The 11,009-nt window shown below is 58.4% G+C and carries 9 protein-coding genes; 7 read left to right on the forward strand and 2 right to left on the reverse strand.

Going from position 1 to position 11,009, the window contains the following annotated elements:
• The first annotated feature begins 165 nt into the window (after positions 1-165).
• The 3 genes from IGS51_RS04675 to IGS51_RS04685 all read left to right on the forward strand — a co-directional run bounded on the left by IGS51_RS04675 (position 166) and on the right by IGS51_RS04685 (position 3,166).
• Positions 166-1,422 carry an anhydro-N-acetylmuramic acid kinase gene (locus IGS51_RS04675; protein WP_297076548.1) on the forward strand — a complete coding sequence of 419 codons (1,257 nt, stop codon included), beginning with the start codon at positions 166-168 and terminating at the stop codon, positions 1,420-1,422.
• A gap of 111 nt (positions 1,423-1,533) precedes the next feature.
• Complete coding sequence (locus tag IGS51_RS04680; protein WP_297076568.1) at positions 1,534-1,980, forward strand: hypothetical protein; 447 nt, start codon at positions 1,534-1,536, stop codon at positions 1,978-1,980.
• Positions 1,981-2,278: 298 nt separating this feature from the next.
• Positions 2,279-3,166 (forward strand): alpha/beta fold hydrolase, encoded by an 888-nt coding sequence (locus IGS51_RS04685; RefSeq protein WP_297076550.1) that lies wholly within the window; start codon positions 2,279-2,281, stop codon positions 3,164-3,166.
• A gap of 42 nt (positions 3,167-3,208) precedes the next feature.
• Here the strand turns inward: IGS51_RS04685 and IGS51_RS04690 are convergent, their stop codons facing one another.
• Positions 3,209-4,198 carry a heme o synthase gene (locus IGS51_RS04690; protein ID WP_297076552.1) on the reverse strand — a complete coding sequence of 330 codons (990 nt, stop codon included), beginning with the start codon at positions 4,196-4,198 and terminating at the stop codon, positions 3,209-3,211.
• Positions 4,199-4,417: 219 nt separating this feature from the next.
• Positions 4,418-5,425 carry a heme A synthase gene (locus tag IGS51_RS04695; RefSeq protein WP_367279259.1) on the reverse strand — a complete coding sequence of 336 codons (1,008 nt, stop codon included), beginning with the start codon at positions 5,423-5,425 and terminating at the stop codon, positions 4,418-4,420.
• Between the two features lie 337 nt (positions 5,426-5,762).
• Here IGS51_RS04695 and larE point away from each other — a divergent pair, with 337 nt between their 5' ends.
• The 4 genes from larE to IGS51_RS04715 form a co-directional block, all read left to right on the forward strand.
• Complete coding sequence (gene larE, locus IGS51_RS04700) at positions 5,763-6,581, forward strand: ATP-dependent sacrificial sulfur transferase LarE (protein ID WP_297076559.1); 819 nt, start codon at positions 5,763-5,765, stop codon at positions 6,579-6,581.
• A gap of 164 nt (positions 6,582-6,745) precedes the next feature.
• Complete coding sequence (gene acsF / locus IGS51_RS04705; RefSeq protein ID WP_172354715.1) at positions 6,746-7,822, forward strand: magnesium-protoporphyrin IX monomethyl ester (oxidative) cyclase; 1,077 nt, start codon at positions 6,746-6,748, stop codon at positions 7,820-7,822.
• 343 nt (positions 7,823-8,165) lie between these two features.
• Positions 8,166-8,510, forward strand: a complete 345-nt coding sequence (locus IGS51_RS04710) for an NAD(P)H-quinone oxidoreductase subunit M (protein ID WP_297076563.1) — start codon at positions 8,166-8,168, stop codon at positions 8,508-8,510.
• Between the two features lie 231 nt (positions 8,511-8,741).
• On the forward strand, positions 8,742-11,009 hold a 2,268-nt coding region (locus tag IGS51_RS04715), incomplete at its 3' end, for a protein phosphatase 2C domain-containing protein (protein WP_297076566.1).

Genomic DNA, 11,009 nt, shown 5'->3' on the forward strand with positions numbered 1-11,009 from the left:
CTTCTCCCAAGTCAGGAGAAGGGGAGCAAGAGAGGCTTGAAGTCCCTCTCCTGCTCTGGGAGAGGGCTTAAAGCCTTCGGCATACCAGAAAAGGGTGAGGGGGATCGGCAAAGTTGCATATTGCGTTATCCTCATCTATCCACTTCATCCCAAGGGGAGCCGCAAATGCGAATCATTGGCCTGATCAGCGGAACCTCCGTCGATGGCATCGATGCCGCGCTGGTGGAAACGGAGGGCGCGGGTTGGGATCTTCGCATCACGCTGCTGAATGGCATCACGCTTCCCTACCCGCCAGACCTGCGATCGCACATCTTAGAAGTCTGCGCCGGAGCGCCGCTGTCGATGGCTGAGTTGGCAAGTCTGGATGATGCGATCGCCCACTGCTTTGCCCAGGCCGCCCGCCAGGTGCAAGCCGGCCATCCCCCCGCCGACCTGATCGGCTCCCACGGACAGACCGTATTCCACCGGCCGCCGGGGGCCAGGCTTGCCGACGCAATCGAGTCTTCCCAGCCTTCCCTAATGCCCTCTGTCTCTGGCCTTGGCTATAGCCTCCAGTTGGGGCGCGGCTCCCTCATTGCCCACCTCACAGGCATCCACACAATCAGCAACTTCCGGGCGGCAGATATCGCCCTGGGCGGTCAGGGTGCGCCGCTGGTTCCCCCCGTCGATGCAGCGCTGCTGTCTCATCCAACGTTGACCCGCTGTGTGCAGAATATCGGCGGCATTGGCAATGTGGCGTTTTTGCCCCTGCGAGATCAGGTGTTGCGCCATGCGCCCGTGCTGCCAGAGGTATGCGGCTCAGCGTCCAAGCCCGTCCAGCTTGCGGAGCCAGTTTCGGCGCTGCTGGGCTGGGACACGGGGCCGGGAAATGCGCTGCTGGACTGGGCAGTGCATCAGCTTTCGGGCGGCACACAGCCCTACGACCAGAACGGAGCCTGGGCCGCATCGGGGCAGCCTTGTCTGGAACTCGTCCATCAATGGCTGCAAGACCCCTACTTTCACCTGCCGCCACCCAAATCAACCGGGCGGGAACTGTTTGGGGCGGAGTATGGGCGGCGCTGTTTGGCGGATGCGGCTGAGCGTGGGCTGAGCGATGCAGACACGCTGGCAACGCTAACGGAACTGACGGCTGCCTCTATCGTTCACAGCTACCGCGCCTTTTTGCCACACATGCCCGACCAGGTGCTGCTTTGCGGCGGCGGCAGTCGCAATGGCTACCTGCGATCGCGCCTTGCTGCCCTGCTCGATCCCATCCCCGTCTTGACCACTGATGAAGTGGGACTCCATGCTGACTTTAAGGAGGCGATCGCCTTTGCCGTTTTAGCCCATTGGCGCTGGCAGAATTTTCCAGGTAATTTCCCGGACGTGACGGGTGCTGCCGATCCCGCCCTTCTCGGCGAAATTCACCTGGCACGCCGATAATCGCGTGTTACGATCGATCGCCATGCAGATGCCCTGTGCGAGTTCATACGGCTGCCAGAGAAGCATGTGCAACACTGCAAGGCGCGATCGCGCGACAGAGGAATGGGTGCCGTGTCCCACACGTTTTTGATGGAAGCAGGTCGCTGGCTGTTGCAGGGAAGCTGGCTTGATCGGGATGCTATGCCGCTTCCGGTCAAGGGCAAGATCCTCGTCGTATGGGGACGCGACAACTGGTACGACATGGTGACGCAGTTGGAGTTTCCCACCGTCGAGCGCGACAAGATTACCTTCAAGTATCGCGGGCGGTTTAACGGCAGCGATCGCCAGTACACCTTTGTCCTGCAACACAGCGAGCTGGGCCGCGTCGAGGGCGAGGGCTGGATCGCGCCAGAGTCCATTGTGCAGCGCTACTGGGTGTTGGGCGATCGCCAGCGTCGCACGGGCTTTGAAACGCTGCGTCGCCTGGGCGAAAATACTTATTGCCTTTCCAGCAGCATCATGTCCGGTCATTACCTTTCCAGCCTGATGGAGGCGATGGTAGAACGCCAAGTGGAGTAGGGGCTTGGGGGTTGGGGCGCACGTTACCTAATGCCTTTCTTGGCCAAAAATCCTTTAGCTGCCGACCTAAGCAGGGGTTAAGGCAAGCTATACGAGAGCTTTCGGGGTTCTCGATCTTCCCAGCCCCTCTTCGACTGATATATGATCAGGACAGCATTTACAAAAATTCACAGTCCGCTGCCTTAAACAAAGCCAGCGCCCGACCCTACCGCCACAACACAACCGCAAGCCCACCCCAGAGCATTTCTTCCCTCTTCGTTCTCCCCTCTTCGTTCTTCCCTCTTCCCCCTTCCCCACCATGCCCCTCACCCAAACCCACCCCGTCTCTATCCACACTTGGCACTGGCGCGGCTTCCCGATCCGCTATCAGCAAGCGGGCGAAACGGGTGTCCCGATGCTGCTGGTGCATGGCTTTGGCGCGTCTAGTGACCACTGGCGCAAGAATATTCCGGTTCTGGCTGACACGAACCGGGTGTTTGCCATTGACCTGCTTGGCTTTGGCTATTCTGCCAAGCCCACACCGGGGGAGGCCATTCAATACACCTTTGACACCTGGGGACAGCAGTTGCTCGATTTTTGCCGCGAGGTGATCGGCGGACCAGTGCTGCTGGTGGGCAATTCGATTGGCTGTGTGGCGGCATTGCAGGCGGCTGTGCTGGAGCCAGAATGGGTGCGCGGCGTGGCCATGCTGGACTGTTCGCTGCGGATGCTGCATGACCGCAAGCGGGCAACCTTGCCCTGGTATCGGCGGTTTGGCTCGGTGTGGCTCCAACAAGTGCTGGGCAATCGGGCGATTGGGCAGTTCTTCTTTTCGCAAATTGCCCAGCCTAAGACGGTTCGCAAGGTGCTGCTGCAAGCCTACGGACGCAAGGATGCCGTGACCGATGAACTGGTGGATCTGCTGCTCAAGCCCGCGTTTGAACCGGGTGCTGTGGATGTGTTTCTGGCTTTTATCCGCTATTCCCAAGGGCCCCTAGCAGAAGATTTGCTGTCCCAGGTTACCTGTCCGGTGCTGGTACTGTGGGGCACGGAAGACCCCTGGGAGCCGATCGCCCTCGGTCGAGAATTTGCCAACTATCCCTGCGTCCAGGATTTTATTCCCCTGGATGGGCTGGGGCATTGTCCCCAGGACGAAGCACCGGAGGTGGTAAACCCGATTTTGCAGCGGTGGGCAGCGGTTTTTTAGGAACCCGGTTTGGGGGGATGAACCGGGCTGAGTGACTCGTCGCTATAGCGGCACGATCTCGCTCAGAAACGAGGCGTGCTGGGCGATCGCCCCTGAAATTTGCCCAGTAATCTGGTGCGTAATCGGCAGGCTGTCTACCACCATGCCCGCGCAGAGCAGCATCATATAAAAGATGGAGTACTTAAAGAGCGATCGCGCAGAGTCATAGTCCATCGGGTTTTTAAGCAGGGCCCAGGCTTTTTTCAGGAACACCACAGCCAGTCCCAGCGCCGCCACCAGATACACTGCCCCCATCACGCCGAGGGGAAACACCAGCAGCAGCGTCACCGGAATCATAATCAGCGTGTAGATCCAGATTTGCTTAGCGGTGGCAACCTGACCTTCCACCACGGGCAGCATCGGCACGCCCACTTTCTCGTAGTCCTTCTGAATCATCATCGCCAGCGCCCAGAAGTGGGGCGGTGTCCAGAAGAAGATGATGGCAAAGAACACCCAGGCGGCCCAGCTTAGCTCGCCCGTCACCGCCGCCCAGCCCACCAGCGGGGGAATTGCGCCCGCCGCACCACCGATGACGATATTTTGCGTGCTATGGCGCTTGAGCCAGTGGGTATAGACCAGCACATAGGTAACAATGCCGGACATGGCCAGACAGGCGCTCAGCAGGTTAGCAAACACCGTCAGCAGCGCGAAGGAGAGGATCGCGAGGGCGATCGCAAAAATCAGGGCATCTCGCGGCTGGATGCGGCCCGACGGCAGTGGTCGATGGCGGGTGCGCTCCATGTCGTAGTCAATATCGCGGTCGTAGAGACAGTTAATCGTATTGGCAGAGGCGGCGGCCAGGGCCCCGCTGAGCAGCGTCACCAGCGCCAGCACGGGGTCTACTTCACCGTGGGCCGCGATCCACATACTGCCTGCGGTGGTAATCAGCAGCAGGATGATGATGCGGGGCTTGGTGAGCTGCCAGTAGCTCTGAACGACTTGCCAAACATTTTGATGATGGCGGATGGAATTGGTGCAAACGGTATCTTGCATTAGCAGCATCCTAAAAAAGCAGCGGGTCTAACCTGACCAGAGCGAATATCGCGGGAAGTATAAGTGCAGAAATTAAACTTGCGGAATTTGCGAAATCTGCGGACGAAATTTGCGGAAAAATGAGTTGCTTTGTCGCAAAGCCCCAGCGACGTTAGACGCTTTGAGGCAAGCTAGACCAAAATCGGAAATCCAAAATCTAAAGTCGAACGTCTGTCCTCCTTAAACGGGCACTGCGCCAGACGGCGGTGGTTCAGGGGAATCGGTCGAATCCTGAGCAGCAACGCTCTTGACCTCGGAGACGGGGCGATCGCGCCATCCCAAGGCTGTGAAGCAAACCAGCGTTCCCAGCAGGCACGCGCCAATCATCTGGTGTGCCACCGTGAGCGGCTCGACCTGTAAGTGCAGGCGATAAGTAGCCACACCCAGCAGCACTTGCAGCCCCAAAAAACCCAGCGCCAAGTTTGCCAGCCGCCGCAGGCTGGGATGCAGCGCCGGAGTGCGCCAGGCCAGCCCCACGAGAATCAACACCGACAGACTAGCCGGAACCACCCCCAGCAGGTGTGTATTCATCACGACACAAAGCTGCGACCCGCCCAGACATTGGTGCAGCGCCCAGCGTGATCCCACCAGCGCCCCCGAAAGGCTTTGAACATAAATCAGCAGCGCAGCAGCTAGGCTAAACCAGGGCAACTTGCCAACGGTTCCCGTTCCTTGGTGCGGCAAGAGCGCGACACCCATCACCAGCAGCGTCACGAAAAACGCCAGCGCCGTGCCCAGGTGCGCGGTCACAATGTCGAATCGCAACAGTTCAATAACTGTCAGCCCGCCCAGCACGCCCTGAAACACCACAAGCAACAGAGCAAAGGCTGATGCCCAGGGCAGCCAGCGGGGAATCGAGCGGCGATACCACAGGCTCATGCCCACCAGCAGCATCGTCAACAGTCCAATCAGTGAGGCATCCAGCCGATGAAACCATTCCAAAAACACCTGCAAATTCATCTGCTGGGTGGGTACTAGCGTGCCGTAGCAGAGGGGCCAGTCGGGACAGGCCAGCCCCGCATTCATGACGCGGGTGGCGCTGCCGATCGCCATGAGGATTAGCGTGGCGATCGCCAATTTCCATACCAGCCGCCGAATCCGCTGCACCGCCAGGGGATGACGGACGGTGGATTGCAGTCCCTCCAAGTCACTCGACGCTGTGGGTAAAGCTGCATCTGCCATGTTCATCCCTCCCAAAGATTCAAAAGCCCGCCTGAAAAACACATCCCTGAAAAACACATCCCTGAAAAACACATCATCGTTAAGAGCATGTGCGAGTGTTCATCACGCTAAGGGGGTACGCATAGGTACTACTTTAGAGACTGCTTTCAGGAATCGAGGGTAGCTTTAGGCATTTCTTTGGAATCCAGGTAACATCTGCCTTTCTCCCCGCTAGTCTCTCCGATTCAAATGTTGTCCAGGCTACACTTTCCGCTTCCCCCCTATCCCCCCATTCCCCATCACTCCCCCTCAAATTCGCTAGTCTGGAAACAGATGACAGCGTTGGGAGGATAACGCGAGATTCATGCTGGCAGAAAAGCTGGAACAGTTGCGATCGCTCTTTGCAGAGATGGACCAGGCGTTGATTGCCTACTCAGGCGGCATCGACAGTACGCTGGTGGCCAAGGTGGCGTGGGACGTGTTGGGCGATCGCGCGTTGGCCGTCACCGCCGAGTCGCCCTCGCTCTTGCCCGAAGATCTAGAAGATGCGCGGGTGCAGGCGGCGGAAATCGGCATTGCTCATGAGGTGGTTCAGACTCATGAAATGGACAACCCCAACTACACCGCCAACCCAGTCAACCGCTGCTATTTCTGTAAAAGCGAACTGCACGACACGCTGAAGCCCCTCGCTTTGGAACGCGGCTATCCCTATGTCGTCGATGGCGTAAATGCCGACGACTTGCAGGACTATCGACCGGGCATTCAGGCGGCGAAGGAGAGAGGCGCGCGATCGCCCCTAGCGGAAGTCGGCATCACCAAGCTAGAAGTGCGGGAACTCTCCCGAATGCTGGGATTGCCCTGGTGGGACAAACCCGCCCAGCCTTGCCTCAGTTCCCGCTTTCCCTACGGCGAGGAAATCACCGTTGCCAAGCTCCAGCGAGTCGGCCGCGCCGAACGCTACCTGCGAAGCCTGGGGCTGAAAACCCTGCGAGTTCGCTCCGAAGGTGACACCGCCCGCATCGAACTACCCGCCGAAGACATCAAGACCTTCGTCGCAACACTCGACCTGCCCACTCTGGTTGCAGAGTTCCAGCGCTACGGTTTTGTCTACGTGACGCTGGATCTGGAAGGCTTCCGCAGCGGCAAGCTAAATCAGGTCTTGGGAGTTGGGGCGCTGGGATAATCGCTCCCCACACTCCAACATCTTCTGTTGCAACTCTTAACACGCCCCCCGCATTTCCGTTACGTCGTCCTGATAGACTGAAAGACACGCGGCCCAATGCGTTGCGCGGTTTGCGTATCGTCATTATTAAAGCTCCGAGTTATCCAATCTGATAAGACCTGGCAATGGTAGATTCCCTCAAGAAACCTGGCTTTGAAGAAATGCGTCCGGGCGTGAAAGTCCCGGCAAAAGAGACCATTCTCACCCCCCGTTTCTACACCACTGACTTCGACGAGATGGCCAAGATGGACATCTCCGTGAACGAGGATGAACTGAGGGCAATCCTGGAAGAGTTCCGCACAGACTATAACCGTCATCACTTCGTGCGGAGTGAAGAATTTAATCAGTCCTGGGATCACATCGACGGCGAGAGCCGCCAACTGTTTATCGAGTTTCTGGAGCGCTCCTGCACAGCAGAGTTCTCTGGCTTCCTGCTTTACAAGGAGCTGGGTCGTCGCCTGAAGGACAAGAACCCGGTGCTGGCAGAGTGCTTTACGCTGATGTCGCGGGATGAGGCACGACACGCAGGCTTTTTGAACAAGGCCCTGTCAGACTTTAATATGTCGCTTGACCTGGGCTTTTTGACCAAGAGCCGCAGCTACACCTTCTTCAAGCCCAAGTTCATTTTCTACGCCACCTACCTATCAGAGAAAATTGGCTACTGGCGGTACATCAAGATCTTCCGCCATCTGCAAGCCCACCCCGAAAATCGCATCTACCCGATCTTCAGCTTCTTTGAAAACTGGTGCCAAGACGAGAATCGCCACGGCGACTTCTTCGACGCAATCATGAAGGCGCAGCCCAGCATTTTGAATGACTGGAAGGCGCGGCTGTGGTGTCGGTTCTTCCTGCTGTCGGTGTTTGCGACGATGTATCTCAACGACTTGCAGCGGTCTGACTTTTACAAGGCTCTGGGCATCAATGCGCGGGACTACGACATCGACGTGATTCGCGAGACGAACGCCACGGCGGGGCGCGTGTTCCCGCTGGTGCTGAATGTGGATCATCCCGACTTCTTCCGGCTGATGGATGAAGCCGCCGCTAGCTACCTGAAGATTGTCAACGCGCCCGCATCGAACGAGCCGAAGCCGCTGAAGACCCTGAAGCGCCTGCCCCATATTCTGTCGATTGGCGTGAAGATGCTCCAGCTTTATCTGATGAAGCCGATTGACACGGCTCATCTAGAAGGCACGGTTCGCTAGAATCTGGAGCTTCTGAACTTCTGGACTGATGATTTTGCGCTTTGCTTTAGCTTAGAGCTAGCCTATGAGTTAGCTTAGAGTTTCAGGCTGTGTCGCATTGCACGGCCCCTTAGAAAGCGGTTCTGCAATAGCAGGGCCGCTTTTTGGCGAATGTCCGAGATTTAATATCCGAGATTTAATATCCGAGATCTGGGGAATTGAGGACTGGCTATCGGGTCTATCCAAAATTCAAAACAGAGATTCTTCCAGAAGCCCCCGTTGCGCTGGATGTGACCTGGACTATGACCTGTACAATATCTGAAAGATCTTTGAGTAGCGAACTTTTTGGGGCGGCGATCGCACTATGTTAATCAAGTCCACCACGCGGCACATTCGGATTTTCTCAGCAGAGGTTCAGGACAACGAGCTAGTTCCCAGCGCTGACAAGCTGACGCTGGACGTTGATCCAGACAATGAGCTGAACTGGAACGACGAAGCCCTGCAAGCGGTTTATAAGAAATTTGAAGAACTGACCGCGCAGTATAACGGGGCAGATCTAACGGATTACAACGTGCGGCGGATTGGTTCAGACCTGGAGCATTTCGTGCGATCGCTCCTCTACGACGGCAAAGTCTCCTACAACCTGCAAAGCCGCGTGCGGAACTATAGCCTTGGGCTGCCCAGAGTTTCCGCCGATATCAACGTCTAGGCAAGGTCTAGGCACTGTCTGGGAATTGCTGATAGTTCCCACTCAATTTGGCAGGTTTAGCTTGAGTTCTGCTGGCAATTGGCGAGTCATCGACCTGAAGTTGCAGCGGCATTCGTGGCAGGGCATCAGGCCCGGCGTTATGCGGCGAAATGATGTGTTCGGCTGGGGTCTACGTTATCCTAGTAAAGCCGAATCCTGTTTTTCATTGGCTGCTGGTCGCACACTCCGCGAATGCTCTACTGCTCTAACTATTCCTGTCAGGCTCCCAATTCAGAGCGCAGCAAGTTTTGCCAGAAGTGTAGAACGCCGCTGACTAAGCGATACCTCTGGGCCATTGGCCCGGGGGCAGAGTCCTGTCGAACAGATGAGCTAGTGGCCAATCGCTACCTGGTCAAGGGCGGGCGAGTGCTGCTAGATACCAAGCCGGGGCTGCTGCCAGGAATTTCCACGGAGCAGATTCCCGATAATCTGCTGCCCTACCTACGGCTGTCGCCCTACGCGCTGCATGTGCCCCAGGTGTATGACTGGGTGCGACTGGAATCGGCAGGTGGCCCCGAAAAGCTGGCCTTGCTAGAGCGATCGCCCCTTTACCTGCCCAACACGCCATCCGATGCTGACCCTCCTGCCAGCGACCCCCAGCTTTTTCCCTCACTGACAGACCTCTGGCCCCGATCCTCTGCGCTGCGCCAGCTCAACTGGCTCTGGCAAATCGCGCACCTGTGGCAACCCTTCGCCACAGAACAAGTCGTCTCCTCTTTGCTGATGCCGGATCTGCTGCGCGTGGAGGGGCCACTGGTGCGCCTGATGGAGCTTCAACTGGATGCATCGGGCATTGAACCGACGCTGGCAGACCTGGGCAGCCTGTGGCAGCAGTGGTTGCCCTCTGCCCACGCAAAAGTGTCGCCCCATCTCGATGCGCTCTGCCAGGACATGATCCGGGGGCAACTTCATGCTTCAGAACAGGTAATTGAACGACTAGACGAAGCGCTGTGGACGGTGGCGCAAGCGTCGTCCCGCCAGGTGTCGCTTGCCACCCGCACCGACCAAGGCCCCAGCCGCCAGCGCAATGAAGATGCGTGCTATCCCCCCAGCGGCACGGCCCAGACGCTTGCTTTGACCCCGACGGTCACCCCGCTGCTGATTGTGTGCGACGGCATTGGCGGGCATCAGGGGGGAGATGTTGCCTCCAATCTGGCGATCGCCGCTGTGCAGCAACACCTCCAGTCCAGCGACCTCAGCCGCCTCAGCCCTCCAGCGCTGATGCAAGAGCTAGAAGCCGCCGCCTGCGCTGCCAATGACCTGATCAGCCAGCGCAACGACGAAGAGCATCGCCAGGATCGGCAGCGCATGGGCACCACGCTGGTCATGGCGCTGGTGCGTGGACACGAGCTATATCTGGCGCATGTGGGCGACAGCCGCGCCTACTGGATTACCCCGTGGAACTGTCACCAGATTACGCAGGATGACGACGTGGCCTCGCGGGAGGTCCGCATGGGCTATAGCTTCTATCGAGAGGCGCTGCAACACGCCAGTTCCGGCTCTCTGGTGCAGGCGCTAGGGATGAGCAGTTCGGCGTTGCTCCATGCCAACGTGCAGCGATTTGTGCTGGATGAAGACAGCCTGTTTTTGCTGTGTTCTGACGGGCTGAGCGACAATGATCGGGTGGAACAGTATTGGGATTTGGAACTGCTGCCGGTGCTGGGCGGACGTGCCAATTTGGAAATCGTCACCCAGCGACTCGTAGATCTGGCGAATTCCCAAAATGGTCATGACAATGTAACCGTTGGCATTGTTCATGTCCAGCTTCCCAGCCTGTCGCCTACTAAGCTCGCACCGACGCAGCTTCCTGGCGTAGAAGTCGCCCCAGCCCCGACGGCGATCGCCTCCACTGCTGTCGTTTCTCCCGTTGGCTCTCCCTCCGTCAAGGCAGCGCAAGCCTCCAATCCACTCCCCAATCTCTCACCGCAGCCCAGCGAACCCGCTTTGCCCAAAACGCAGGTCGTGTCGCCCGTTGCTGCCAGGCCAAGAACCCTGCCGCTGTTGCTGACCCTCTTGGCGCTGCTGGGGGCGGGGGCGCTGGGCTACTGGCTCATGCGCGATCGCCTGGCCAGTTTGACGGGGTTTCCCCCTGCGCCGACCCTATCCCCCCCTACCGAAGAAGACCCGGCGATCGCCCTTCAGCCCGGCGCGTTTCTGCTGATCGGACGAGCAGTCGAGGGCGCACCTGGTGACACCTCTGGGCTAGTGCTGCTGCCCTCACCCCCCAGAGTCGAAGGCAGCCCCACGGCATCCCCTTCCCCTGCACCCCCTGCAACGGCAGGTCTGGCGATCGCCCCTGGTAGCGTGTTGATGGTGCTAGAGCGCCGGACTCCCGATGCTCCTGCCTGGATCAAACTCAGGGTCTGTTCGACAGAGCAAGCCGTAGCCCCTACACCAGCGGCTTCGCCGACTGCCCGCCCCGCTGCCCCGCCCATCGCGCCCGACAATGGCTCCGCTTCA

Source organism: Thermoleptolyngbya sp. M55_K2018_002, from assembly GCF_015295965.1.
Taxonomy (GTDB): Bacteria; Cyanobacteriota; Cyanobacteriia; order Elainellales; family Elainellaceae; genus Thermoleptolyngbya; species Thermoleptolyngbya sichuanensis.